Annotated in this window: 14 protein-coding genes; 6 read left to right on the top strand and 8 right to left on the bottom strand. The window is 68.7% G+C overall.

From position 1 onward, the window contains the following. Positions 1 to 310 precede the first annotated feature (310 nt). From ACZ6KY_RS38320 to ACZ6KY_RS38305, 4 genes are read left to right on the top strand one after another with little or no spacing between them, the layout of a single operon-like run. On the top strand, positions 311 to 1,477 hold the full coding sequence (locus ACZ6KY_RS38320) for a pPIWI_RE_Y domain-containing protein (protein WP_469314881.1): 1,167 nt from the start codon (positions 311 to 313) through the stop codon (positions 1,475 to 1,477). After that, complete coding sequence (locus ACZ6KY_RS38315) at positions 1,467 to 4,778, top strand: pPIWI_RE_Z domain-containing protein (protein WP_469314880.1); 3,312 nt, start codon at positions 1,467 to 1,469, stop codon at positions 4,776 to 4,778. Before ACZ6KY_RS38320 ends, ACZ6KY_RS38315 begins: the two co-directional genes overlap by 11 nt. After that, entirely contained in the window at positions 4,768 to 7,602 is a 2,835-nt protein-coding gene (locus tag ACZ6KY_RS38310; RefSeq protein ID WP_469314879.1) for an RNaseH domain-containing protein, read from the top strand. Before ACZ6KY_RS38315 ends, ACZ6KY_RS38310 begins: the two co-directional genes overlap by 11 nt. Further along, positions 7,599 to 8,261: a hypothetical protein gene (locus ACZ6KY_RS38305; protein ID WP_369486603.1), complete on the top strand. Its 663-nt coding sequence runs from the start codon at positions 7,599 to 7,601 to the stop codon at positions 8,259 to 8,261. The genes ACZ6KY_RS38310 and ACZ6KY_RS38305 overlap by 4 nt, the downstream gene beginning before the upstream one ends. Positions 8,262 to 8,502: 241 nt before the next feature. Here ACZ6KY_RS38305 and ACZ6KY_RS38300 read toward each other — a convergent pair whose 3' ends face one another. Next, on the bottom strand, positions 8,503 to 8,685 hold the full coding sequence (locus ACZ6KY_RS38300; protein WP_369486602.1) for a hypothetical protein: 183 nt from the start codon (positions 8,683 to 8,685) through the stop codon (positions 8,503 to 8,505). A 518-nt stretch (positions 8,686 to 9,203) separates the two neighbouring features. Between ACZ6KY_RS38300 and ACZ6KY_RS38295 the strand changes: the two genes are divergently transcribed. Then, entirely contained in the window at positions 9,204 to 11,816 is a 2,613-nt protein-coding gene (locus ACZ6KY_RS38295) for a hypothetical protein (protein WP_469314878.1), read from the top strand. A gap of 345 nt (positions 11,817 to 12,161) precedes the next feature. Then, positions 12,162 to 12,842: a DUF4145 domain-containing protein gene (locus ACZ6KY_RS38290; RefSeq protein ID WP_469314877.1), complete on the top strand. Its 681-nt coding sequence runs from the start codon at positions 12,162 to 12,164 to the stop codon at positions 12,840 to 12,842. A 133-nt stretch (positions 12,843 to 12,975) separates the two neighbouring features. Here ACZ6KY_RS38290 and ACZ6KY_RS38285 read toward each other — a convergent pair whose 3' ends face one another. From ACZ6KY_RS38285 to ACZ6KY_RS38255, 7 genes are all read right to left on the bottom strand, one after another. Beyond that, positions 12,976 to 15,222, bottom strand: coding sequence for a helicase associated domain-containing protein (locus ACZ6KY_RS38285; protein WP_469314876.1), 2,247 nt, complete (start codon positions 15,220 to 15,222; stop codon positions 12,976 to 12,978). 111 nt (positions 15,223 to 15,333) lie between these two features. Then, positions 15,334 to 16,368 (bottom strand): hypothetical protein, encoded by a 1,035-nt coding sequence (locus tag ACZ6KY_RS38280; RefSeq protein ID WP_326782753.1) that lies wholly within the window; start codon positions 16,366 to 16,368, stop codon positions 15,334 to 15,336. Beyond that, the gene (locus tag ACZ6KY_RS38275; protein ID WP_469314875.1) at positions 16,365 to 19,718 is read right to left on the bottom strand and encodes an AAA family ATPase; all 3,354 of its coding nucleotides are present in this window, start codon (positions 19,716 to 19,718) and stop codon (positions 16,365 to 16,367) included. The genes ACZ6KY_RS38280 and ACZ6KY_RS38275 overlap by 4 nt, the downstream gene beginning before the upstream one ends. Before the next feature lie 39 nt (positions 19,719 to 19,757). Continuing rightward, the gene (locus tag ACZ6KY_RS38270) at positions 19,758 to 20,927 is read right to left on the bottom strand and encodes a metallophosphoesterase family protein (RefSeq protein WP_469314874.1); all 1,170 of its coding nucleotides are present in this window, start codon (positions 20,925 to 20,927) and stop codon (positions 19,758 to 19,760) included. Between the two features lie 74 nt (positions 20,928 to 21,001). Beyond that, positions 21,002 to 22,903 (bottom strand): ATP-binding protein, encoded by a 1,902-nt coding sequence (locus ACZ6KY_RS38265; RefSeq protein WP_469314873.1) that lies wholly within the window; start codon positions 22,901 to 22,903, stop codon positions 21,002 to 21,004. 483 nt (positions 22,904 to 23,386) lie between these two features. After that, on the bottom strand, positions 23,387 to 25,789 hold the full coding sequence (locus ACZ6KY_RS38260) for a BTAD domain-containing putative transcriptional regulator (protein ID WP_469314872.1): 2,403 nt from the start codon (positions 25,787 to 25,789) through the stop codon (positions 23,387 to 23,389). Positions 25,790 to 25,801: 12 nt separating this feature from the next. After that, positions 25,802 to 26,068 (bottom strand): hypothetical protein, encoded by a 267-nt coding sequence (locus ACZ6KY_RS38255; RefSeq protein ID WP_469314871.1) that lies wholly within the window; start codon positions 26,066 to 26,068, stop codon positions 25,802 to 25,804. Positions 26,069 to 26,967: the final 899 nt, after the last annotated feature.

The following is a 26,967-nucleotide window of genomic DNA, read 5'->3' as shown; positions in this document are numbered from 1 at the left end:
CTGTGATGCACATCTACCGGACCGCCCTCCTCGGCGTCGGCCGTGCGGGCTCCCTTGACCCCGATGTCCGCTTTGCGGCGCGTGATGCGGTCATTCTCCTAGCACTGTTGGGGTACGGGGCGAACGCTTGGCGGCTGTCGCGTGAAGGGGCTGGCTGTGGTGTCCCGATGCGCGCCGCTGCAACTCGCGCTCCAGGGCGGCGCCGGGGGGACGTGTCCGTGGCGGGCTGTGGACGCGTTGGGGCAGGTCACTGGGGGTTACTGTTCAGTTCGTCAGGTGACTGTCAGTGGCGGCCTCTACCGTGTGGTGGGTGAGTCTGACACAGATCGGCCCGGTGTATTCCGGGCGGGCCAGTGCGGTACGTGCTGGCGAAGTGGTCCTGAGCCTGGTGGCGTCGGGGTTGGTGGGGATGCGGGGCTGGACGGGGGTGCGGCGGCTTCAGCATCCCTATGACCGCAGTCTGCAGTTGGGACTGGACCGGCTGGCCGCCCTGTGCGTGCGGGCGGGCAGGGATGCTCCCGTCGGTGTGCAGGATCTGGTGGGAGTGTGGTGCGCCGAGCGGTCGATGAACCTATGGCCGTTGGAGTTCGATCCCGATGCGCAGGTGGATGGGGAGCGGCTCCTGATCGGTGGGGAGCCGAGCGAGTTCTGTCTGGAGTGGGCGGTATCGGCCCAGGATGTGGTGTCCGAGGTCCACGAGAGCGCGCTGGTCAAAGAGATCAAGAAGATGGCTGCCCAGTTGGGGCGGCCGGAACTGTACGCGCGGTGGCGTCTGTTCGTCACCGAGCATGCGGTGCTCAGGCCGGACGCGTTCGTGGCGGCGAAGAACGCTGTGCTGGAGGTGCCGCAGTGGGCGACCTGGGTCGAGGAGTCCTACGGGCGGGTCACGGCCGAGATGACGGTCGGCGGGCGGGTGGCCGTGTGCGGCGGCTGCGGTCAGTGGATCTCCCTGCGGGCGGACGGCCGGGTGCGTTGCAGGGTGTGGCGTTGCGCTCGGCGGCCCGATCTGCCGGAGCCGAACTGGGTGGAGGCGCAGGGGGCCTGGCGGCTGGAGCCGGAACTGGTGCGGTTCGTGGCGCTGCCGGGCCGGCCTGAGCTGGATCTCGCGCGGCAGCTGGCGGCGCGGGGGGCTCGGGTGGTGCTGTATCCGAAGCTGGACGCGCTGGACCTGGTCGCGGTGTGGCCCGACGGCTACAGCGTCGGGGTGGATGTGAAGGACTGGCGCAGCCCTTATCTGCTGGCCAGGCGGATCAAGATGTTCCCCGCGTGGGGTGCTGATGATCCGCACGCGTACGGCCGGGGGTGTCTGGTGGTGCCGTACGACCGGGTGCGTGCCAATCCCGGCTACATGAAGATCCTCGCGCGGCGCAGCGAGGCGTTGAGGGCGCAGCCTCAAGTCGAGGTGATCTCGGACAGGGATCTGGTGACGTCCTGCCCCGATCTGGGTGTGATGGGGGAGGTCGTCTGTGGCCCGTGATCGCAGTGGCTGGTACAGGGGGCTCGGGCAGAAGCTGAAGCGGGCGGCCAGGAGCAACGGCCTGGGCCGTGTGGATGTGCGGCTGGTGGCGTCGGTGGAGCTCGGGCTGTTCGCGCTGGAGTCGTGGGCGGCGGGTGCGGCGGCCGGGGATGCGTGGGCGCTGATGGGCGGCTACGAGTTCCGCACGCGTGAGCAGCGGGCGGTGGCGAGTTCGGCGGCGTTGCGGTGGCTGGTGAGCGAGCTGAAGAGCCAGAGCGGCTGGGGCAAGGCTCTGCGGTCGTATCAGGCGTTGCCGGAGATGCTGCGGATGTTCGATGTGAAGGACCCGTCGCAGCCTCCTGAGCGGCGGGCGTCGCTGTCGGTGGTGTCGGACCGGGAGCAGGTGTATGCGCAGGCTCTGGCGGGGTTGCCGGAGCATCGTGACCTGCGGGTGGCGGTGGCCGAGGAAGGTGTGCGCTATCGCATGGGGCGTGCGGACGCCAGTGTGGTGGTGCCGGAGGGGGTGACCCCCGCGCCCGCGCGGCGGCATCCCGTGGGGCGGCGGCGCAAGCAGGTGACCTTGCGCTGGTCGGCGCTGACGGCGACCGCCGATCTGATGGACGCGCAGGACGTGCGGTTGGGGCTGCGCAACAACTGGCGCGGTCGGATCGACGATCTGTACCTGCTGGTCCGTCAGAGCGACGGCCGGCTGCGGAAGTCGAAGAAGCTGGTGCTGGCGGATGTGATGCACGTGGTGGGCATGCCGGCCGTCGGCAAGACCACGCTGATCACGGTCGCGGCGGTGTGGGCGGGTGCCGAGCCGCACCGGCGGCACACGCTGACGGTGGTCCTCGGGGATGTCGTGGCCGTTCTCGACATGGTCACCGCGCTGTGCCGGTACGGGGTGAGGGCGGCGCCGATCCTGGGTGCGGCCAACCGCGGCCGGCATCTGCAGCAGGTGCACCGCCCGGCAGACGTGCAGGCCCGGGGACTGGTGCTGTTGGAGGATCCGCGGCTTCGGTGGATCTCCACCCAGTGCGTGCTGCAGGGGCTGGCGGAGCTGACCGAGCCGCTGGCGCTGAAGGACGCCCCGTGTGGGCGGCGACTGTGGCCGTGGCACACCGAAAACGGTGAGCAGCAGCGGGAAGCGGCGGTGGACTGTTCGCTGCTGCCGGTGTGCGGGCGGCACGAGGCTGCGCGGGAGTTGGTGGAGGCGGCGGTGTGGGTGGCCACGCCCGCCAGCCTGATGCACTGCCGGGTGCCCGGGCAGCTGTCGCGGTACGACATGCGGTACCTGGAGCTGGCGTGGCAGCGCAGCGACGCGTTCGTGGTGGATGAGGCCGACCGGGTGCAGATCCAGTGGGACCAGGCGTTCAGTCCTTCGCAGGCGCTTGCGGGGCCGGGTGAGGATGCCTGGCTGGACGAGGTGAGGCCGCTGTTCGAGCGGCACATGCGCCATACCCGGGGCCAGCACCTGTTCAGCGAACCGGTGCGGGACTGGTCCGTCGACATCAGTACGGCGGGGCTTTTGGTGACCCATCTTCGTGGTCTGCTGGCCGAGCACAGCCATGTGCGGGAGTGGCTCGGCCAGGGCTACTTCAACGAGTGGCGGCTGGCGCTGGGGCTGGCCGGTGAGATCGCACACCGGCCACGGAAGCAGGACGGTGCGCCCCGGCGGGAACAGCCGGCGTTGTGGGAGTCGGACACGGAGTGCTTTCAGCGATGGCGGGCTGTCTTCTCGGCGTGGCTCGACAACCCGGCCGGCCGTTACCAGGGGAAGGATGCGTCGGTTGCGTTCCTGCGGGACCTGACCGCACGCGGCTACCAGCGGCCGAATCTGGTGACCCAGGACCTGGTGGAGTGGCTGCGCGGACTCGAGGACGTCGTGCTAACCGGGGAACAGGCGCTGGAGCGGCTGGCGGTGCGGTTCCAGGTGACCATGGTCGTCGCCCTGCTCGCCGAGAAGCTGGCGCTGCTGACCCGTGCCTGCTGGGAGGTGGAGATGGAAACCGGGCTGGAGGCGATGGGCTCCAGCCTCGTGCACCGTCCGCCAGCCGAGTACCTGCCGCTGGTGCCGGATTCCCCGATGGGCAACCTGCTGGGCTTCCAGTACCGGGAGCACGAGGGCGAGCTCGAACAGATCGGGACCCTGTCGTTCTTCCGCTGTTCGGGGATCGGCCGGTGGCTGCTGCTCAACCTGCCGCACCTGTATGAGGGCGCGGCCGGTGAGGGCGAGCCGGGGCCGGCGTGTCTGCTGTTGTCGGCGACCAGTTGGGCGGGGAACTCGCCGCGCTATGACGTGCAGGTGCCCGTTGCGGGCGTCCTGGCCTCCCGCACGGGCGACAGGGTGCCTTTGCACGAGCGGATCATGCTCAGGTACCTGCCGGTCAGGATGCCGTCCTCCAGCGGGGCGTCGTTCGCGGTGAGGGTGTCGGGCAAGCAGGGCGAGGAGCGGCTGGAAGCGCTGCGGGAGCTGCTGGCGGGGCTGTGCCAGCGGCAGCAGGGGCTGCGCGGGCCGCGTAAGAGCCTGCTGGAGGAGATCCGGGACGAACTGCCCGAGGGTCGTCGGCGGGTGCTGCTGTTGGTGGGCAGTTACCGCGAGGCTCAAGCGGTGCTGCAGCATCTGCTGCGGATCCAGCCCGAATGGGCCGACCAGATCCTGCAGATGGTGCCCGACGACGAGTCCGGCAGTCATCACTGGAGCGGGCAGACCATCGCCCGCGGCAAGGTGCACGCGATGGCCCGGCAGAAGGATGCATGGATCCTCATCGCGCCGCAACTGGCCATCGAGCGTGGCCACAACATCCTCAACGACGCCCACGTCGCCGCCCTGGGCGCGGCGTTCTACCTGGTCCGCCCTCACCTGCACCCCGAGGACCTCGGCTACCACGTGCAGACGATGAACCGGTGGGCGGTGGAGGAGATCCGGCGCTCCGTCCCGTCTGCCGGCCCCGACACGACACTGGGGGAACGGGCGGCCATGTTCCGCGAACTGGCCCGCCGTGCCTGGCTCAACCTTTTGGAGGGCACGCTGCAGTACACGGCAACCGATCCCGGCTCGGCCCAGCGGCGTGCCATGGACTGGACGAACATCGTCCCGCTGGACCAGATCATCGGCCGGATGCTGCGCGGCGGGGCAACGGCCCGGGTGTATTTCTGCGACGCCGCCTTCGACCCCGGACACGACGACAGCATGCTCGTCGGCATGCTCGACGCCCTCGACGAAGCCCTCGACGGGCCCGACGCGGCAATCGCCGGACCGCTGTACCAGCCTCTTCGACAGTCCCTGCACACCCTCGTGGAGCAGCACCGTGCGCTATGACTTCCTTCAGCCGCTTTCTCTCGTCCTGCAGTCCTTCGCCGGTCATGAGCTGGCGCAGTACTGGACGTGCGAGTTTCCCGCGAAATGGGCGCAGCCCCTGCGCGAACACGTCTTCCGGCCGGCCACCGCGGAGGGTGAGGCCGAAGAGGAGAAGCGGGCCATCCCCCTGTGGGCGGTCAACAGTGCGATCGCTGCGCTGATGCCGCAGGTCCTCACCCACGACGCCCGGGCGCGGCGGGGTCAGATGTGGCTGGCGTGGTCGGCGAATGCAGCCGAGAAGACGCCGGACCGTGCTCTGCTGGTGGAGTTCGTCAAGGGCGGGCTGATGGCAGCCGCGCAGCACCGCAACGAGCTGGCGCGGCGCCGCGGGCGCCCTGAGGTGATCGAAACTGCGGTCCTGGCCAGGATTCTGGACACCTTCAGCGGGCAGGATCTGACGTTCACGCGCAGGACGCTGGACCTGGGACCGGGCCTCGATCTGCAGAGTGCCGACTACACCCTGGTACCGCACGCGCTGGCCACCTATCTGTGCCTGGCGGACTGGCACGTCGTCCACGGCGAGCCGAAGAGCGAACCGGCCGGGGACGAGGGCGGTAGGGACGAAGCCAGCGGAGAGGAGGCCCCGGACGGTGTGCTGGTGCGGGCGGTGCACACGACCCGGTGGCGGCGCACCGCCGCCCGGGACGGAGCGGAACTGGTGTCCTGGCCGCCGTATGTGTACGAGAGCAAGGGCGGGCTGCGGTATCCCTGGTCCTACACGCTGCGGCTGTCGGTGCAGACCAGGGCTCTGGAGGATGTGGTGCGGCCGCGGCTGCACGTGCGGGTCGGGATGCGCCGCTGGGCCCGGTACAACGTGTTCGACCCTAAGCGGACCATCGGCCTGCACCTGCTCTCCCCCTCTCCGTGGGCGGATGCCAGCAGCCCGTTCGGGCTGGCTTCCATGACCTGGAATCCCGGCCCGGCGGGTAAGAAGCAGGGCGCCATGGAGTGGGCGGACGGCCTGGTGCCCACGCTGAAGCGTCTGGGCTCGTTCGGCTTCCTGCCCGACCCCGCGAAACTGGCCCGCGACCCGCTGGGCTTCCTGGAAACGGGCACCGGCGACGACGGACTGCCCCGGGATCCCGTCGCGGGTGTCCCCTACCGGCCCGGACTGGGAAAGAACACCGGGCACGCCGTCGGCGACGGCGTCTCCGCCAAGGACAAGTGGCGCATCTTCAGCCAGCTGGTGCCCGCACTGAAGGGCTTCGCGACGGTGGACGAGCCGCACGTGCGGGTGCCGATCCCCGCCCGTACCCGTCTCAGTGCCGAGGCGTTGCTGCGCGTCGACCGCGGCGCGCTCGCTGCGGCCGCCGGGCCCCGGATCGAGGTCGTGCTGTGGTGCGACACCACCACCATGCGCGACGAGGCCCTCGCCGCGCTCGCGCTCGCGCTGGACCTGCCGCTGGATGCGGCGGACCAGCCCGGGCAGGTGGAGGCGTGGCAGCAGACGTACGCGCTGCCCGAGCTCGAGGTGCTGGTGCGGGTCGAGCCGGTGGGGGCGCTCGCCGACGACCTCGAGGTGAACGAGAAGATCAAGCGGCGCAACGACCGGCTCAAAGACGCCGGCATCGGCCGACAGGTGCAGGTCCGCGGTCGGCTCGGGCAGCCCGGGCCCGGGGTGACGTCCCGCTTCGTCCTGGTCGAGATGCGCGGCGCCGACGGGTTCACGTCCGCCGACCATGATCCGAAGATGGCCGTGCGGGCCGGTGCGGCCGGCTGTGATGCGGTCACCCAGAACCTGCTGCCACCTTCCGTGTCCGCGGCCGAAGCCGGCCCCGGTGAAAACGAGGATGCCGGGGGCGGCACGCCAGAGGAGCAGAAGAGCGCCACGAGCCAACGGGAGCGCGCCCGCAGGGCTGTCGGTGACCTGCTGATCCGGCAGAGCGGGCTGATCCGGCATCCGGACCGGCAGGGCACCACGGAACACGAGCTGACCAATGTCGCCTGCCTAGGGCTGTGGGTGGTGCGCCGCACCGGTGACTTCAAGGCCGTCATGCCCCTGGCCGTGGCGAGCGTGCCGGACCGGCCCCACGTGATGGTGCGTCTGCCCCATTCCAGGTGGCTGACCCACCTCCAGGCATCCGTCCAACTGGCCGCCTGGAGCAGCACACGCACCTTCGAGAAACAGGAGATCCAGGACTTCTTCACCGACTGTGTGGCCGAGTCCAGCGACGGCGGGGATCTCGCGCTGTTCACCCTCGCCCAGAACATCCGCACGGCGTGCCCGGCACTGACCAACCCGAACCTGGTCGCGGACCGGCTCGCGTTCCACCCCGATCGGCCTCTGGACGCCGGACGGCACAAGGGGCTGCGGCACGTCCGGCTGCGCACCAACGTCCGTAACGAGAGTGCACAGCACTTCGCGTACGGGGCGAAGGGCCCCAAGGAGCGGGTGGGAGTGGGGGGCGGACTGTGGGCCAGCAAGGACAACGACCGGTTGTTCTTCGCCACCGCGGACAAACCCAAAACTGCGGGGCCTGGCAGCCCGGGCGGCTCCAGGCTGGAGTGGCACCATGGCAAAAATCGCGACAAACAGATCGTTGCGAAGATCGACACCTGCAAGGACGTGTGGAATCCGCAGCTGCTGGAACTGCTCGTGGCAATCAAGCGGGATGACGACCCTGCCGAGGCCTGGGCAGCCTTGGCCCATCAACGGCGTTCAGCGGCCGCGCACTTCGCCGATCCGGTGACGCTGCCCATCGAACTGCACCTGGCCTACAAGCTCGGCAGCGCGCTGTTGCCCTCTCACCAGCTCGAACCGATCGATCAGCCGGAATCCTCGTGACACCGCCGCCCGCACCGCCCACGCCGCACGGCGAGCAGCCGGGCGGGGCGGGCGGCCGTCCGCAAGGTCTGAACGAGCGCCAACGGACCTATCTTGAGGTGCTGTTCACGATCGACCAGGACAACGAAAGTGCGCAGAACCGCCGCTGGCACGCCGCCCGGGAACGCCAGCCGGCCGAACAGTGGCGGTGGATCACCTACGGCATCGACCACCCGGCGGCCGAAGCCACTGCGGTCCAGCAGCAACTGGGACAGCAGCATGTCCTCGACGCAGGCGCCGGAGCGACACTGGCCGCACTACAGCGGCGAGGACTGATCGAACTGCGGCGAGTGGCGGTGGACGGCCCCGCCGGCCCGCTCTGGCACACCCAGGTCCGGCTCACCCGCTCCGGTCGCGCCGCCGGACGATCCTTGCAGCCGGCGCCACCCGAGCAGGCCACCGGTCCCTCACTGCTACCGGCATGGCTGCAGGCGGCGCTCGAAACCGTCGCGGCCGCCCCGGGACAAACCCTCGCCAAGATCACGATTGGCCGTGTGGCGGCCCGTCGGCTGGGCCCGGCCGGGCACGGCTACATCGAGGACGCCAGTGCCTGGCAGTACCGCCTCACCCCGGCCGGCCGGGCGTACCTGGCCGCGTCCTGGGGCCGTACAAAAGGCTGATCAGCTCCTTTCCGTCGCGGGCCAGGGGCTGGTCATCGCCGAAAGCGGCATCCTGGCCTGTCCAGAACAGAAGTCGCACAGTCTGTAATGAACCGTTCGACGATGGCCGGGAAATTGTGCAGAAGGCCTATACCGAGGGCCCGGTGGCATCCGGGACGGGCGAGAAGTGCTATCCCGCCCCGGAGCCTGGGTGAAGGTGTTATGCGACCGGGCGGCGAACGTGGACCTGCCTTGATCCCGCTCAGGTGCGGGGGCCCGAGGAGCGGCCGAGAAGCACGGCGAGCGCGCGGAGGGCCGCCTGCCGGCGACTGTGCGTGCGGGCGTACGCGGCGGTAAGGGCGAGCCAGGTGATCGGGAAGGCTCGGGTGGCCAACAGTGCAGTGGCGAACGGGCTGTTAAGCAGGGTGAGCAGGTGATGGGACATCGGTGTGGCCTCCTTGGGCGCCAGTGGGGCTTCGGTGGCCCTATTGAGTTGCGTCCGGTGGGTTTCCGGCGATGTCCTGGCCTGTGGATGGGAGCCGTCTAGGCTGGTCAGGGATGGTCTGGCGAGTTTTCCGGCGCAGGGGGCGGCGGACAGCGTGAAAGGGATTTCGGGTGGAGCGGGGCTCGGCGATGCAGGCTTTCGCGGCAATGCTGAAGAGCCTGTACGAGGGCGCGGGTTCACCTACGTTGGCGGCGTTGGTTCGGCAGGGGAAGCGGCATCGGCCAGCTGTGGCGTTGAGTACGTCCTCGCTGAGTGCGTGGCTGTCGGGCCAGTCCGTTCCGTCGCAGCGACCGGTGGTCGAGTTCTTGGTCGCCCACCTGAGCCAGCAGGCTCGCGAGGCGGGTGGCGTAAGGGCTCCTGCCGGGTGGAGGAAGCTGTGGGAGGGTGCGAACGAGGAGCGCCGGCAGCGGCGCGGCGGTCGTCCTTCCCGGCCTGTTGCGGGCGGTACCGAGGTGCAGGTGCCTGTCCTGGGCCGCTTCGTGGCCGAGTTGCGGGACGCGGACGCTTTCGGTGAGTGGGAGGTGCACCGTCCCATCGAGGTGACGGCGACGGTGCCGGGGGCGCTGCCTCTGTATGTGCGGCGCCCTCACGACGAGGCACTGCGTTCGGTGGTGGCGCAGGCGGCCGGGGGCGCAAGCCGGATGGCAGTGCTGGTGGGTGAATCCTCCTCGGGCAAGACGAGGGCGTGCTGGGAGGCGGCGGCGGAGCTTCCGGCCGGGTGGCGGCTGTGGCATCCGCTCAATCCGTCACCGGCCCAGTCGCTGGTGGACGGGTTGCGGGAAGGGATCGCCGCGCGCACCGCGATCTGGCTCAACGATCTGCAGTGGTACATCGGCCCGCAGGCCGGCGCCTTGGGCGAACAGGCGGCGGCCGGTCTGCGGGCGCTACTCCAGAACGGTGCCAGCACACCGGTACTCGTCCTGGGGACTGTCTGGCCCGAGTTCTGGGCCGTGCTGAGCGATCAGGGCAGACGGACGGAACATCCGCAGGCGCAGGCATTGCTCGAGGGTAAGGGGGTGTTTGTGCCGGCCGCGTTCGGGGCGCAGGAGCTGGAGGATGCGCGGACGGTGGGCGGCCACGATCCACGGCTGGCCGACGCGCTGACCCACACGGTGGACGGGCGGATCGCCCAGTACATGGCGGGGGCTCCTGCTCTGCTCGAGCGTTACCGGACCGCGCCGCCCGCGGCACGGGCAGTGATCGGCGCGGCCGTGGACGCCAGCCGACTGGGCGGGGCAGGGCTGGTGGGCGGGGATTTTCTTCAGGCGGCCGCCGAGGGCTATCTCGGGGACGACGACTACGACGCGCTCGGTGAACAGTGGCTTGAGGACGCCCTGGCCTACACGCAGCAGCCCGGCAAGGGAGTGCGCGGGCTGCTGAGCCGGGTGCGGGCCCGTCCGGGAACGGGTGGCGGGGACGGGTGGCGGCTGTCCGACTACATGGACCACGTCGGCCGCAGCGAGCGGCGGTTCACCGCTCCCCCGGCCTCGTTCTGGCGTGCCGCACGCGAGCATCTGCCCCAGCCCCACGTCGTGCGGGCGGTGGGGCGGGCTGCTGAGGCGCGCTGGCGTGATGCCGAGGCCGCCAGCCTGTATCAGCGGGCGCTGGATCTGGGCGATCTGAAGGCAGGGCAGTATCTGATCTGGCTGTGGCAGGAACGCGGTCGGGCCGAGGAGGTTCGCCGGGTGCAGGAGCAGGCCGCGCTCGCCGGGGACGGCGAGGTCCTGGAGGAACTGCTGGAGCCGATGCTGGAGCAGGAGCAGTACCAGCAGGCCGAGCAGTTGCTGCGGGAAGCCGCCGGTCGTGGGAGCCCCGCCGCTCAGCTCCACCTGGCCCGCGCGCTGGTGCTGGACGGAGAGAGCGCGGAGGCGGAACGCTGGTACGCCGAGGTCGCCCAGTGCAGTGATCCGGAGATCTTGCGTGCCTATGCCGGCGACCTGCGCGAGCGCGGGAATCTGGACGGTGCGCGGGCGGCACTACGAGCGGCGGGCGACCGCCACGCCATGAGCGAGCTGGCCACCCTTGCCACAGAGCCGGCCGAGGTCGAGGAGACCGCCCGGGAGGCCTTCGCCGCCGGCGAGGCCACTTTGTTGAAGGACCTGGCTGAACGGGCCGAGGCCGACGGGCGCGCCGCTGACGCGACCCGGCTGTACCAGGACGCGATCGGCATCTTCGAACGCCGCCGTAGCCAGCGGGAGGAGGGCATGAGTCTCATCGACTTCGAAGCAGGTCCTCACTCCCTGCTCGACTACCTCGACCCTGCCGTACTGCCCATGCCGCCCGGGGAGACATGGGCACTGCGCCAGCTGGTGGCCCTGCTGGACGCGACGCAGGGCGCGGCTGCAGGCGACGCCGCGCTCGGTGAGGTTGCGGACGCCGGGAATTCTTGGGCGTTGGAACGGCTGCTGCGACGACTGCGCGAGCGCGGACATACCCCGGAGGCACAAGCGCGGCTGGACCGTGAGGTCGAGCGGGGCAACCCGTGGGCGCTGTGGGTACAGGCTCACCGCGCTGTGCAGGATGAAAAGGTGGCGGACGACGTTCGCCGTGTGCTGCTGGAGCGTGCGGCAGCTGCCCGGGTGGGACAGGCTGTACGGGCGCTGATGGAGCGAGCCGAGGAAGCCGGGCGAGCAGAGGAAGCCGATCAGTGGGCGCTGCACGGCGCTGCCCGCGGCTACACCGCCCCGTTGTGGGAGCTGGTCCGAGGCCGCGAGCAGACAGGACGAGCCGAGGAGGCCGAGCGGCTTGCCTGGAAGGCCCCGGCCAGCCAGCGGTCGTGGACGCTGCGTCGCCTGGCACAGGGTCGTAGCCCTGAGCAGGCCATGCCGTTGCTGCGGCGTGCCTACGACGAGGCCCTTGGATGGGCGCCGGGACTGCTCGCCGAACGGCTGGAGAAGACAGGCGAGTTCACACAGGCCGAGCATTTCGCGCGGCAGGCTGCCGATACGGGTGACCGGCAGGCGCTGGAGGAACTGGCCGGACGACGCAAAGACGACGATCCCGGCCGGCAGTGGCAGACGATACTGGCGAACGGGCTGACAGCCGAGGGGGCTCCCTCCGTCTCATGGTGACGTGTCCGGCTCATGTACGGCCCTATGCGAACAGGGACGAGGCGAGCCGAACCACGTTAGTGGTGGCCATTCGTGGTTACGTGCCCGCTGGAGTTCTCGTGCTGGCCGATCGTTCCCATCACGATGAAGACATGTGGTCACGCTTCGCATTCGCAGTGGTGCATCGTCACAGTTGCCGGTTCGAGATCGCGTAGCCGATGCCTGCCAAGGCTGCATCCGCAGCGGATCCTTCCTGGACCACAGGCGCTGCCCGCGGAACCGAATCGCTACGGGAATCCCCCTGGACTAGAGCCAAATCAGCTTGGTGAGCAGACGGCTGGGCCGACCGGGGATAATCTCCGAACCGTGACGCAGAGAGATCCTTCAGCCGAAAACTTGCTCATCGCAGACTGCCCGGTGTGCCGTAAGAAGGTACTTGCTGAGGTCCACGGCGAGGTGGTGGAGCCGCCGGACGATGAAATCGGCCGAGAAGATCCCTGCCGGGTGCTGTTGGTCGCTTGCACTCTGTGCCGGACGGCCATGGTGTTGGCCAGCGACTACCTGCACGGGCCGAACGAGTGGGAGAGTCCGGAGAACGTCTGGCCTAACGGTGCACCCGCGGTGGACGCGCCGTATCGGGTCGTACGCGCGTTCCAGGAGGCGTACCGGTGCTTCCATCAGGCCAATGCCTACGCGGCAACGGCCACAATGGCCCGCAGGACACTGGAGTTGGTCTGCAAAGACCAGGGGGCAACCGGTGGCAACCTGGCCCGGATGGTCGAGTGGCTGCAGCAGAACAACAAAATTGAGGGCCGGCTTCTGGACTGGGCCACCGCCTTGCGATTCATCGGGAACGACGGGGCCCACGGCGACACCGTCAACCGCCAGGATGCCGAGGACGCCCTGGCTTTCACCGAGGCACTGCTGGAGCACATCTACGTGCTGACCGTCCAGTACGAGAAGTTCTCAGAGCGCCGGCAGAAGGCAACGGACCGCAAAGCAGCCCGGAAGGCGACAGCGCCTGTGCCTCAACCGGTGGCGGGCTAGCCGAATCCCGGGACTGACAAGCCACCTCAGCCGGTTCCTGGCCAGGCCGTTCGGAACGGACCTTTCCAACGGCGCGGGACGGGAGTCAGTGCCCGTGGCAAGCCATTCAGAAAACGAGCGTAGCTCGGATCCATCACCAGCCAAGTGAGTCCAGTGCTGCCCGCCGCTGCGGGCTGAGGTTGGAGCGGCGGCGGCGCAAATTACTTAGCCACTGCCCCAGCCGTACGTTTTCGCCGTCGATCTCCTCGATGTGCCGCTGGGGAACGTCGAGATGGCCTTCGCGCGCCCGGAAGGCACGTGCGGCGGCGAGCCCGCGTTGGAAGGTCCGCTCGCGAGCTGGGAGGCGGTCCTTTGCGGGGGAGGTGGATGTATCGGCCAGCCCCAACTCTGCTAGCAGTGACGTCTGTTCAGGGTGCATCTGGCCGGAACGGGCGCGTTGTGACTCCAGCCAGCTCTCTGTTTCGGCGGCGGCCTTGTTGGCTGCCAGGCTCTGACGGGCGGCGTGGTAGGCCCGTTGCCAGGTGATCGGCCAGGGCGGGTTCCACCATCGGTCCAGGGCGGTGAGGGCGGTGGCGCGCTGGTCGGTGAGGGTCTCGGCGCGGGTGCGCTGGGTGGCCAGCCAGCGGCCGAGGGGGAAGCCGTCGTGGATCTCGTCGACGGGTGCGGCGAGGTGGCCGTGGTCGGCGGCATAAGCAGCAGCGTGGGCCAGGCCGCGGTCGAAGGCCTGCTGGCGGGGGTCCCAGATGATACCGAGGCGTTCGAGGACATGGACGCGTGCAGGGTCGAGGGTGCCTTTGGCGTGGAGGTGGCGTTGCCAGGTCAGCCAGCGTCCCAGGGGGTAGCTGGTGGGGTCTTCGTAGGCCTGAGGGACGTCGAGGTGGTGGTGGGTGTGGTAGTAGCGGCGGGCTGCGGTGAGGCCGCGGCGCCATTCGGCGCTTTTGGGGGCGAGGACGCGTAGGGAGAGGGCGAGGGCGACTTCTTCTGTTTGGGTGGGGCGGTCGAAGCGAAGCCAGGCTTCGGGGTCTTCGCCGGGCATGGTGGGGCGGTGGGTGCGGGGGTCTGACAGGCGGGCGTCGAGGCGGTCGTCGTGGGCGCGCAGGGCTTGGATGGTGCGCCACAGCGGGGTGTAGGCGTCGGCGCCGAGGAGGTCGTCGGGGTCTTCGTCGGGGGTGAGGTAGACGGGGACGACGAGGGTGGCCTTCTTGCCTGCGCCGGGTTTTTGGCGCAGGGCGCGGCCAACGGCCTGGACGGTGTCGACGGGACTGTTCTTGGGGTCGGCGAAGACGACGGCGTCGATGTCGGGGACGTCGATGCCTTCCCCCAGGACGCGGGCGTTCGACAGGACGGCGGGGGTGTCGGGGCTGGTTTGGGAGGTGAATTCGAGGAGGAGGCGGCGGCGGACCTGGGGGGCGTGGCTGCCGCTGATCCAGTCCGCCCACAGCCCCTGGGGCCGCAGGTCGGCGGGGAGGGTGGCGGCGGTGTCGGTCAGGGTGGTGGCGAAGGCGCGGGCGTCGGCGACGCGGTGGTGGAAGGTGAGGATGCGGCGCAGCCGGTGGTCGTGGATGGCGCGCAGGACGGCGACCTGGCGTCCGGCCAGGCGCAGTCCGTCGACGCCGGCTCCGGCCCCGGTGGCGAGCCAGTCGCGCAGGTCCGTGTCGGTGACGACGGGGACGAGGATCTGGTAGTCGGCGAGCAGACCGAGGTCGATGGCGTCGGAGAGGTTGAGGTGGTAAGCGACGGGACCGAAGAGGTCTTCGTCGTCCATGGAGGCCACTGCCTCCGCCCCGTCGCCGTCCGAGGCGTCGTCGGGGTCCCAGATGCGGGGGGTGGCGGTCAGGTAGAGGCGGCGGGTGGCAGGGACCTGGTCATCGTGGTGGACCGCGGCCCACGCTTTGCCGAGTCGGCCGGCCGTGCGATGCGCCTCGTCGATGACGATCAGGTCCCAGGAGGGCAGTTGGTGGTCACGGTGCGCGGTGACCACTGCGGTCAGGGAGGCGTAGGTGGCGTAGACGGTGACCGGGCCCGGTCCCGTCGTGCGGATGTGGGCGGCCAGTTCGCCGGGGTCGGTTGTCATGGGGACGTCGGCGCTGACTGGTTCGTGGTCGAGGGCCTGGCGGGCGGAGCAGACTGCGATGGTGGTGCCTTTGCGTCCCACAGTGCGCCAGGAGCGAATCGTCTGGGCCAGCAGGTCCAGTGTCGGCAGCAGCACGAGAACACGGCCGCGGGGAGCGGTGCGGGCGGTGGTGCGGGCGGCGATCAGGGTCTTGCCGGTGCCGCAGGCGGCGATCACGCTCGCGCGAGGGTGCTGGGCGAGGGTGCGGACGGCTGCGCTGACGGCTTCCTTCTGGTGGGGGCGCAGTTCGAGGTGTGTGGTGGCCATGGATGGACGCCGCTCCGGGGCATGAGCTGGTGAGGGGGTCATTGGGTGTTGCGGGGAGATCTTCTTTGCAGTGCGGGGCAGTTGGTGGATTCGCGTGCGGGTGTCTGCGGCTCAGCCTGCTGATGCCACGCGTAGGGCGCGGCTGAGCAGGACGGGGTTGCCCAGGTGGCGGCGTAGTTCTCTCTCCAGTCCGGCGACCGGCACCAGGTTCTGCGGGGCCCGGGTGTCTTTGTACTCGATGCTGGCGTACCGGGGCAGGACGACCTGGGAGAGGTTTGCCAGTTCGATCGCGTCAGGGATGGTGATGTCGGCGGCGCATTCCAGGCGTACGACTCCGGCCCATGGTGCGCCGGGTGTGCACGGTAGGCGCAGGTACCAGGCGTGGCGGACCCAGGAGGTGCCCATCAGGAACACTGGGCTGCGTTCGCTGGGCGCCAGGGTGGAGATCATGGCGTGGAGGTCGGGCGGCAGGTAGGCGGTGCGGTGGGATTTGATGAATCCCAGGGCGCGTGGCAGGTGGGTGCGGCCGCGCAGGGGGCCGTCCACGACCAGTAGGTCCGAGCCTTCGGGGACGCCGTGGCCGGTCAGGGCGGTGCGGGCGTGGGTGGCGACGAGGACCTCGAGATCGGCGAGTTGGCCTTGCAGCGCTGTGGAGAGCAGCACTGCAAGGTTCTGGTCCTGGTCGTCAGGGGTGATGTGGGCTTTGTAGGTTCCGGCTGCGGTGGGCACGTCGAGCGCGTTGGTGGCGGTGGTGAACAGGCCACGTCGGTAGTCGATGGTCAGCAAATGTGCGCCATGGTCGGGGCAGCAGCAGACGGTGCCTGCTGCGTAGGAGGCGCACAGGGCCATCAGGGCGTGCCGGGCTGTGTTGCTGGGGTGTGCGGCTGGTTCGGCGGATGGGGGCTGTTCGATCCAGATGCGTGCCTCGACGCGGCGCACGCCGTCGACGAACAGGACAGCGCCGGGGGTGGATACCTGGGAGGGCGAGATGGGTTTCCAGTCGGCTGGGGCGAGTTCGATGTGGGGATTGACTGCGGCTGTGGAGTCGCTGATGCCGTTTTCGGCGTTCTCGACGCTGGAGCCGTAGGTGGGGTCCCAGCCGTCGACGTGGAACCGCATGCGGGAAGCCTGTGCTGTGCTGGTCATGTGCCCTGCCGGGTGATCACGGAGGTGTGGGCGTCGCGCTGGACGTGGAACTGGACGGGAATCTGTTCGGCGAGTGCGGTGACGTGGGTGATCACTCCGACCATCCGGTCTCCCTGGGAGAGGTTCTGCAGGGTGTCGGCGACGGTCTGGAGCGAATCGGCGTCGAGGGTGCCGAATCCTTCGTCGAGGAAGATGGATTCCAGTTTCGTGGCGCCGCCCAGACCGGCCAGTTGGTCGGAGAGGGCCAGTGCGAGGGCCAGGCTGGCCTGGAATGTTTCGCCGCCGGAGAGGGTGCGCACCGATCGTGAGGAGTCGGCGTCGAAGTGGTCGATGACCTGGAACTCGCCCTTTTGATGGTGGAGGTCGAAGCGGCCGTCGGACAGTTGGCGCAGCGACTGGGAGGCGCCAACGACCAGGGTGTCGAGGGCTGAGTTGGCGAGCCACTGGGGGAACTTGTTGGATCGCATCAGTCGGGCGAGCTCGGCGGCCACCTGTTGCCGGGTGCGGGCGGCGTCGATCTTGTCTCGCATCGAGGCGGCGTCGGCGCGGCTGCGTTGGATCATTTCTACCTGCCCGCGGGCGCGTTCGGCTGCGACCGCCACCATCCGCGGGGCCTGTACGGCGCGGTCTGGGCTGTCGCCGAGGTCGTGGGGGTCCAGGCCGTCATCGCGCAGCAGCCCCTCCAGGCGGCTCACGAGTTGTTCGGCTTCGTCGTGGGCGCTCTGGGCGTCGGTGCGGGCGCGCTCGGTGGCGTCTTGTCGGTCGCTGACCCCGCGGTCGGCCCAGGCGGTGAGGGTGGACCAGGCGGCGGCGAGGTCTGTGGTGTCGAGGCTCGGTGGGTTGAGCGTCGCCACTGCATCCCGGGTGGCTGTCAGCTCGGATCGGGCGCTCGTGGTGCGCTCTTGCCACTGCTTTTGCTCGGTTGCCGCTGCCTTGGCTGTCTCGCGTGTGTGGTTGGCGTCTTCGGTGGCCGTCTTGACGTTGTCTTCGAGACGTGTGCATTCCTCGAAGAGTGCTGGCAGCTCGTCTTCTGGAGGTGCTTGGCCCAGGAGTGTGTTCAGTGCGCTCAGGCGGTCGGTCAGGGTGGCCTGCTCGCGTTCGGCGGTCGCGGCGTCCCGGACGGCTGCGGTGTGGGCGGTCTGGGCCTCGGCCTGCGCGCGGTCGGATGTGTCCAGCGTGGTGGTGGCGTCCGCGTGGGCCTTTTCGGCGTCGGCAGTGGCGGCGGCGGCAGCTGCGAGGTCGTGTTTCCCGGTGGAGATCTGGGCGCTGGCCCATGCCTCCAGTTCGGCCCAGGCCGCGGTCAGGTCATCGGTGTCGACGGCCGGCGGGCCGAGAGCCGCCAGCGTGCCCAGCGTCGAGTGCAGGGCGCTGCGGGCCGTCTCGAGTTCTCGTTGCAGCGCGGCGGCAGCCGATGCGGCGGAATCGTGCGCGGTTTCGGCTTGGTGTACGGCGTCGCGGGTCTGCTGTTCGTCAGCGGTCAGCTGGGTTCGGGCTGCGGTGAGTTCGGCGAGACGGGCTCGGTCGGCATCGGTGTCGCGGTCGCTGCCGACGGGGCGGTCGGGCAGGAGCGTGCCCAGCCTCTCATCGAGCAGGGCGTGCTTTGTGGCCAGGTTGTCCACGGTCCGTTGTTTGTCGGCGAGCGTGGCCTTGGCGTTCTCGTATTGGGCCTGCAGGTCGCGGTGTTCGGCTTCGGCGGCAGCCCGCGCCGTCTCGGCGGTGTGGACAGCGGGGTCGGACAGCGGCGGCGGGAGGGTGGTTACGTTCTGCTCGCAGACTGGGCAGTCGTGGCCCACCTGAAGCTGGGGGCGCAGCTGCGCGGCACCGGCGAGAGTTCGGGCTTCATCGACTGTGGAGGTGGCCGCGTTCAGGCGCGTATGCGCTCCGGCCGCCGCCTCCTCGGCCTGGCGGGTCCTCTCGAGATGCCTGTCCCGTTGGCTGGTGGCGTCCGCGAGCAAGCCGGTGACGTCGAGGAGCTGGTCGAGCGTCTGGTGCGCCTGGACGAGTTGGCTGCCATCGCCGGCGGCGGTCAGTGCGCGGGAAGCTTGTTCGTGCCGGTTCCGGGCTGCGGTCAGCTGCCTGGCGGCGGCTTCGGATTCGTCGGAGTGAGCTGTTGCGCGGCTGGTCAGGTCGGTGACACCGCCGGGGGTGCGGACGGCGGTCAGCGACTGTTGGCGGTGCTGCAGTTTCTCGTGTGCCTGTCGGGCCTGGTCGTGGAGTTCCCGGGTCTTCTCCGTATTTCGGCGGGCCGCGGCGACGGCGTCGGCTGACACCTTCAGCCGGTCTTGGCACTGCGCCAGCTTACCTTGGGCGTGCTCGGCAGCGGCGATGACGGTGTCGCGGCGCCCGGCCAGGGTTGCCTTCTCTGTGTAACGGTCGCGGGCGAGGGCCAGGCTGGCTCGCTGGGGGCCCGACTGGGCCGCCTTAGCGGCGTCGAAGAGCGTCTGCGCTGCGGCGTCGGCGGCGTCACGGGCCTGCTGGGCGACAGTTTGCGCCTGGGTCGCTTGGCGCTGCAGCTCTTCAATGCCCTCAGGGGTGTGGATGGAGGTCAGCAGACCTGTCTCGCTGCGCAGCTTGCCGGCGCGGGCGTCGGCTTCGTGTGCGCGAGTGCGTACTTCGGTGACACGGGGCACGAGTTGGTCGACGGTGCCGGCCAGCCGTTCAAGAGCGGCAAGACGGGCCTGCGCGGCGGCTTCGGCTTCGGGGGTGGCATCGGCGTGACGGCCTAGCTGGTCGTCGAGGACCTCGATCTCCTTGGCCGCTTCGACCGCCTGGGCGCCGGCACGCTTGCCGATGCCTTCGTACTGGGCGGCGCCCAGGAGCTTGAGCAGGATCTGCTGCCGGGCACCGGCGTTGGCGGACAGGAACCGGGCGAAGTCACCCTGGGGCAGGACGACGCACTGGCAGAAGTCATCGAAGGACAGCCCGAGCAACTGTTCGATAGCAGTGTTGAGTTCCTTGATCTCCCCGGCCAGCACTTCCGGCTGCGGCCCGTCTGCCTCGACCGCGACGACCGTGGGGTCGGTGAACTGCACCAGGCTGACGGACTTCTGCTGGATCTGCTGCCCGATGCGGCGGACCTCACGGGCGACCTGGTAGCGCTGCGACCCGACGTCGAAGGTGAGCGAGACCGTGCAGCGGTTGCTCGTGGGGGCGAGCGCGTAGGAAATGGCGTTGATGCGTCCCCACCGGTAGGCCGACCCGTACAGGGCGAAGGTCAGCGCGTCGAGGATGGTGGACTTACCTGACCCGGTGGGGCCGACGAGGGCGAAGTAGTCGGTGTCGGTGAAGTCGACGACGGTGTGGGTGCGGAAGCCGGCGAAGCCGTTGAGCTCCAGACGAACGGGACGCATCTGAGGATCCTTCGGGCAGGGTGGAGACAGGCCAAGGCTTCAGGGGCGGGCGATGGAGCGGGTCACGTCGTCGTGGAGCTGGTTGAACAGGGCTGTGACCCGGTCGTCGCTGACGCCGACGCTGTGGCAGTAGTCGGCGAAGAGCTGCGCGGGCGTTTTGACGGGCTGGTCGACGCTGATCCCCGCCTTGGCTCCGGTGTCCGCGTGATCGGGATGGATCAGGATCTGCAGGGCGTTGGGGAGGGCTTCGTACAGGTCGTCTCTCATGCCGGCGTAGCCGGGCTGGGTGACCACGAGTCTGAGGTAGTCCTCGCCGTAGCCGGCGGGGTCGGCGGTGAGCTGGGCGACGGTCCCTTCGACGGTGCGCAGTCTGCGGCCGGCGGTGACGGGAATGTCGGTGGTCTTCGCGGGGGTGCCGGGGGTTGCCTCGACGAGGCAGACGACGTGGGTGTTGTTCTGTTCGCCGAAGTCGATGGCGTAGGGGGAGCCGCTGTAGTGCACTGGGCAGGCGGCGGGGATGTGCTGTCTGCGGTGCAGGTGTCCCAGGGCCACGTAGTGGGCTTCGACGGGGAAGATCGCGGCGGGTACGTGATATTCCATGATCGATTGGGCGGGCCGCTCACCGCCGCCGAAGGCGCCGCCGGTGCAGGTCAGGTGGGCCATGACGATGTTGACGGCGTCCGGGGTGAACGCGGCTGTCAGATTGGTCAGGACGTCTCGGACGAGCTGGTCGTAGGCGCCGACGTTCTGCGACGGGGTATTGGCGATGATCTCCGCGGCACGGACGGCGTAGCGCTGGGACAGGAAAGGCAGGACGGCGACGTTGACGCGCTCGTTGGTGGACTTGGCGCGGAAGGTGTGCACGCCGCCGTCCGCGGCTGCTCTGGCCTGACCGTAGACGTGGATTCCGACGACGTCCATCAGCGGCTTGTAGGCCTCGAACGTGGCGCCATGGTCGTGGTTGCCGGCGATGAGGACGACCTCGATGTTCCGCCTGGCCAGATGGAGCAGGGTGCGCACGACAAGCTTCTGGGCGTCCGCGGTCGGTGCGGCGTTCTCGTAGAGGTCTCCCGCTATGAGGACGGCGTCGACGTCGTTGTCGACGGCGATCTGGATGATCTCTTTCAGGACGCGTGTCTGCTCCTCGAGCCGATTGCGGCTCTTGAGGGTTTTGCCGATGTGCCAGTCAGAGGTGTGAAGGAACTTCACGGTGGGTCCTTTGCGGGTGGCTGAAGCAAGAGCAGCGGGTCGCGCGGGCGTGCCGAGGAGTGCGGTGGCGGAGGTCAGTAGGGCGGTTCGTCGATGGCGCCGTCGTCGGTGTCGCCGGGCCACGGATCGCTCTCGGGCCGGGGCAGTCTGCTGAACGGGTCCGGGCGGGCCGCGCTGCCGGTGGTCTGGCCGGCTGCGGGGGCACCGCTGGTGAAGGCGGGGTCGGCGACCTCGGAGAGCCGGGTGGCCCAGGCGGGGAAGGGGAATTCGACGGCCAGGGGCACCGGGATCTCCGGCTGGGAGACGAACATGGTGCCGGGCCTGGCGAGGGTGGCGCGCTGGCGTTGCGAGGTGGGCAGGAAACCGTATTCGGGGCGGCTGGCCTCGGCAGGGTCGAGCCGTCCGACGATCTTGATCGAGGAGTTCGACACGATGCGCCGTTCCACCTCGGAGGCGGTCTGCTGGGCACCGATGAGGATGATGCCGAGCGAGCGGCCGCGTTCGGCAATGTCGAGCAGTACGTCCTTGATCGGGGATGATCCCTCGCGGGGCGCGTATTTGTTGAGCTCGTCGATCATCGTGAACAGCAGCCCGCCGGGGCCGGCTTGCTCCTTGCGGTCGGTCTCCGCGGCAAGGACGACACCGACGACGAACCTCTGGGCCCGCTCCGGCAGGTTGTGCAGGTCCACCACCGTGACCTGCTGCTGCGAGGTGTCGATGGAGTGAGCGGCAGGGCGGTCGGTGTCTGTGGTCAGGTCGCCGCGGAGCAGGGGCCCCAGTGGTCTTTGGGACGACCGCAGGCGGCGCACGAAGGCGTTCACCGTGCCCATCCCGATCGCCGGCCCCGCCCAGTCTGCGCGGGTGAGGTCGTCGGTGACCTTGCCGGAAATGAAGTTGATCATCTCTGCCCAGGTGCGGAGGGTGGTTCCGTCGATGACGACCGCGCCGTCGTTCCCCGCAGGCCGGGCTTCCCGACGCAGCCGGCTGGTGACCTGGTGTACGACGATCGTGTACTGGTTCTTCTCGTCTGTGACATCGGCGAACACGTACGGGAGCAGCTCTCGTTCGCAAAACTCGGCCAGGGTCCACCAGAAGGCGGTGACGCCGCTGGTCCTGCCGGTGACGTGGGGGCGGCCGGTGGTGTCGCCGGGCAGCGGCGGGGCGTAGAAGCCTGCCGAGGCGAAGGGGCTGGCAGACAGACCGAGTTGTGTGTACGCGGCGCGCAGCGTCTCGTCGAGGCGGATGTTGGGCTGGTCGACGAACAGCAGGTCCTCGCCCTTGACCGAGAAGATCAGGGCCTTGGCGTTGACCGCACGGGGTCCAAGGGCGCCCGAGGTGAACAGTGAGTGCATCAGGAACAACGCGAAGCTGGTCTTGGTCGCCACGCCCGAGATACCCGAGATCGATACGTGGGCGCCGCGGGTGCCGTCAAGGAACTCGAGGTTGAGATAGATCGGTGCGCCGTCACGGCCGATACCGACGGGGATACGCGCATCCATCCGGTCGAAGTACAGCGCGGCGTCCCGGGCGGCGCCCGCCGCCCGGATCGCGACTGCGCCGGGCCGTGGCGGGACGTAGCACTCGGGGTCGATGCGTGTGGTCGTGACTTCGGCGATCTCCTGCACGTTGGCCGGCAGGATTCCGTCGGCGATGAGGAACACGTCCGAGCCGAACGCGGCACCCTCGTGGCGGGCGACCACCTCGGTCACCACGCCGGAGGTAACGACGGTTCCGCGTCCGGGGATCTCCCGGCGGGTGCTGACCACATCGTCGAGCTGCAGATAGGCGTCGGGGGAAAGGGCGACGTGGAACTTCAAAGGAGTGGAGTCCTCGGTGCCTGCTACCTTCCCCACCTCGTCCTCGGCATCGTCGCCCGTGAACAGGCCTTCAGACGGCTGCCGTCCGGTCACGGGTGTGGAATCACGGCCGAATACGGTGCTGTCAGCGTTGGAGGGCTCGGAGGCGGTGTCGGTCATCGGCCGTTCCCTGCGTTCGGTCCTACGGTGTCGAGGCAACCCCGGCGACCGGCGGTGAAGCCGTACGCCGGAGCGCCAAAATTCCTGGGCAGCTCTATGAGCACAGACCGTAACCAACGGGCTGCGCGTTGCGGGCGGTTTTTCCGATAACGGAGTGAAATCAGAGCAGGCCCAAGGGCTGAGCACCGTGGGCCGGGGCGGAGAATCTCGCGCTGGCGGCAGCAACCAGCAGCGAGGCTACGCAGCACCAGACGTCGTACCCACACCTGCCGACACGGCAGGAGCCAGCGAAGGCTTCCACGACCCTTGAATGCCCTTCGAGTGAAGACGTCGCGGCCTTGGGCTGTACACAGACCCTGGCGTACGACCGCGGTAACGGAACAGCACGCGTGATCACTAGCCACTATTAGCTCACTCTTGTACCCCCAGCCCGCCGTTTTCGATGCCACCGGCATGACCGCACACGCCTGCAGCCGGATCACGTCACAAGATGGGTAGCCCCCTCGCATAGAGCCCGGCGAGTAGGTGGACTTGATAGTTCCTCCCGCCGATCGGCGCCAGCAGGCCGACGTCGACCAGGCTCTCCAAAAGTTGCTCTGTTCTTGCCTCACCGCGATCGAGGAGACGGGCCGCTTCAGGCAGGGGTACGAACGCGTGAGCAGAGGAGCTCAGCCGTCGGAAGGCACGGGCCTGTTCCGTATCCAACTGGCGATAGCTGTGTTCGATGACGGGTTTCACGGCCAGGTCGCCCGCCTGCAGTTCGTCCAGCCGGCTGTCCTCGTCCGCGAGCTTGTCCCTCAGGTCCGCGACCGTCCAGGTCCGACGTGCCAACAGGCGGCAGGCGGCGGCACGAATCGCCAGCGGCAGAAAGCCACAGGCCGCCACCACATACCGAGCGGCTCCGTGTTCCCCGACCGCCCGTCTTTGGCCGACGATTTGCAGGAAGAAGCGGAGTGCTTCGTCCGGGGACATCACGTCTAGCTCCACCAGGTGTGCACCGGTCAAGTCGATCATCCGCCTATGTGAGGTGACCAGTACGGCGCAGCCCTGGTCTGCGGGCAGCAGCCAGCGGACCTGCGCTGCATTCTGCGCGTGATCCAATACGACAAGCACGCGGCGGCCGTGCAGGGCAGAGCGATAGAGCCCAGAGCGTTCTGCGAGGCCTGCTGGAACAGAATGCTCTGCGACTCCGAGGGCGTTCAGTAGTGTGGCAAGGGCGGCGGACGACTGTATTTGGCGCAAGTCGATGTAGAGCTGGCCATCCGGGAAGTACTGCTCAACTGCCTTCCCAGCCTGCACAGCCAGGGTTGTCTTCCCCACGCCACCGGTACCGGAGATGGCGGCCACCGGCAAACTCGTGCCTGCTGCCGCAGCAGCCAACACGTTGACGAGCTCCTCGAGTACGGCTGACCGGCCTGTGAAATCCGAAACGGCAGGCGGCAGCTGCGCCGGGCGGATGAGGGCGGGGCTCATTCGAACTGCAGCGGGCCTCGATTCTGGCGTAAGACCGGGATCCGCCTGCAAGATACGCCGCTGGAGATCGGCAAGTGCCCGGCGTGGTTCGACTCCCAGCTCGTCGGAGAGCAGTCTGCGTGTGTCTGCGTACACCGCGAGAGCTTCAGCCTGCCGACCGCAGCGATAGAGCGCCAGCATCAAAAGCTCACGCAGCCGCTCGCGCAGCGGGTGCGCTCCCGTAAGCGCGGTGAGTTCGGAAACGGCCTCCGTGTGGAGGCCGCACGCAAGATCCAGGTCCACGCAGCTTTCAAGCATCTGCAGCCGCCACTCCTCCAGACGCGCGCGTTGAGTTTCCGCGTAGGGCCCAGGTATTCCGGCAAGTACTTCCCCCTCCCACAGGCCAAGGGCATGCCGCAGCAGGATCCGGGCACGGGGCAGATCTCCGTGGTCACGTGCTTTCTCCGCCCGCCACGCGAAATCCTTCGCTACGGCAACGTCAACGGCTTGGGCGGGCAGGCGCACGGCGTATCCGCCAGACTCACTGATCAGCGTCCCCGACCCCATCGCCTTGCGAAGTCGGGAAGCGTACGTGCGAACGGCGGCCATAGCCTGGGATGGCGGCACATCGCCCCACAACGCATCGATAAGCTCGCTTGCCGTGACAGTCCGCCCCTCCGCCAGCAACAGGACAGCCAACAGCGCCCGTTGCTGGGGAGAACCAGCTGGCAGCGGCTCGCCCTCCTGCCAGACGCGCACGGGCCCGAGCACCGCGGCATACAGCCCCGCAGCAGGAACCGAAGGCCGCGAGACGCCAATTGGCTTCACCTGCCCGCTCACCACCGGTCTCTCCAGGGGGGCAGAGAAAGGTTCTGCCGATTCCTTCCCTAGAGCACGTTGCCACGCAGCCACCCACAACGGATGGTCAGCCGATGCGACCAGGCACGCGGTAAGGAATCCGGTCAACTGGTGGACATCACGCGGCACCGTCCGGCCGAGCACGATGCGGTGGGCTGTGCTGTGAGGTAGTCGTCCCGTACCAGCGCGGCCCTCCATCGCCCGTACCGAAGGCCGCCCAGCAGATTCGTACAGCTCTCTCAGTCCGGCCCTGAGCATGTCGATGCCGTCGATGTCTTGCGGATCCGGCGAACCCCCGGCGGCTGCACCACGAAGGTTCCCCCTGCGGGCTTGGCGCCATAGCTTCATCGCCTCTTCCACCGATGCGCCGCAGGCCAATGCGTACGCGCGTACGCTCCGTTCACTGGGAACGGAGCGGCCAGAGGCCGCCCGCTGAAGCGTGGTCGTATGACAGTCCGCGCGGACGGCCATCTCGGCATAGGAGCAACCGCTGTCCGACCGTTGGTCACGCAACCACCGCGCCAACTTGACCAGTGCCCTGTTCGACGAGGCGATCGGCCTCTCCTTGCGCCCCACTGTCTTGTGGCCTCAGAAGGCAGCAACAGCGTGCGCAACACGCATTACCGTGCGGCCCAGGCGCCGGTCCCCTTCACGCAGAACAATCAGCGTGCTCGCCGCTACCAGACCGGCGCCGCCCAAAACGGCCAAGACCGACGACAGCTCCAGGCCGTATACGGACAGCACGCAGGCCAGGACCGCGATCACCACGATGACCACGGCATCGGGGAGTGCAGGCTTATGCCGGCACGACGAGTCGTGCACCACACAGTGCGCAGGAAGGAACGTTCGGGCCATGGTCTTTCTCCTGAGTTCAAGTACGCCCCACATGTAGCGGGCGGGTTGCGGGCTCCAAGATCCGTGCAGTCGATACGGCGTTTGCCGACGCCGAATCGCGTCTGCATCGTGCCACCCACCCCACCGTTCAGGGGATACCCTGAAAAACGTTGATGCGTCTCCGTCCACGCCGATGTGCACGATCGTCCAGGCACTGCAACCAGCAAAAACCCTGCCGACCAGCCTGATTACTTCCGGAGACAGGCTCCACGGACATCAGGCCGCATTTAAGATGTCGCGTCATCCCAATCGCGTTCAGCCGTCGTTCAGGACAACCCGGCACTCTTTGCGGAGCCGGATTGCTCCGGCGTCTCCTGAGAGTTGCGGGCTCCACACAAGGCGATCAGGGACTCAGCGTGATCACGTTGCCGCGTGAGACCGCCCAAGGCCGGCACTCTCCAAGAGAGCGCCGGCCTCGCCATTGCCAGCCATCAATGGGTACTGCCTCGAGCAGCATGCGGGCCGCTTGACGAACACCGCACCAAGCCCGACATCACAACCCGCGGCTGCAAACGGCAGAAGGGCGTACGGACGGCAGCGCCTGTCGGCTTCCAGGACCGGGCGCGCACCTCGACTCACTGCACCGGGCGCTCAGTCGTCGCGGTCGCGCCAGCCGGCTGGGAACGCCATCAGTCCTGTGCTGGGACAGCCTCCGCGTCCCGCGGTCGAAGAGGGGCCGAGCAAAAGACTCCAGCGATGCGTTTACGTCCGAAGAATGGCTCCGAGATTTCGGCCTGTTCGCTGAACAGATGCACGGCTAAGTCGGACATACGTTGTAGCATCTGCGGCCCGGCAACATCCGAGGACCGGACCATGCGGTCGGCTGGCTGGGACGACCGGTCATGGTCGCAGGCTGTGGC

This window comes from Streptomyces sp. NPDC042002 (genome assembly GCF_055588305.1).
This window is presented reverse-complemented; position numbering and strand designations above follow the sequence as displayed.

Coding starts and splice junctions, on each gene's coding strand:
- ACZ6KY_RS38300 (WP_369486602.1), bottom strand. CDS start 8,685: ATGTCCCATCACCTGCTCACCCTGCTTAACAGCCCGTTCGCCACTGCA.
- ACZ6KY_RS38285 (WP_469314876.1), bottom strand. CDS start 15,222: ATGGCCACCACACACCTCGAACTGCGCCCCCACCAGAAGGAAGCCGTC.
- ACZ6KY_RS38280 (WP_326782753.1), bottom strand. CDS start 16,368: ATGACCAGCACAGCACAGGCTTCCCGCATGCGGTTCCACGTCGACGGC.
- ACZ6KY_RS38275 (WP_469314875.1), bottom strand. CDS start 19,718: ATGCGTCCCGTTCGTCTGGAGCTCAACGGCTTCGCCGGCTTCCGCACC.
- ACZ6KY_RS38265 (WP_469314873.1), bottom strand. CDS start 22,903: ATGACCGACACCGCCTCCGAGCCCTCCAACGCTGACAGCACCGTATTC.
- ACZ6KY_RS38255 (WP_469314871.1), bottom strand. CDS start 26,068: ATGGCCCGAACGTTCCTTCCTGCGCACTGTGTGGTGCACGACTCGTCG.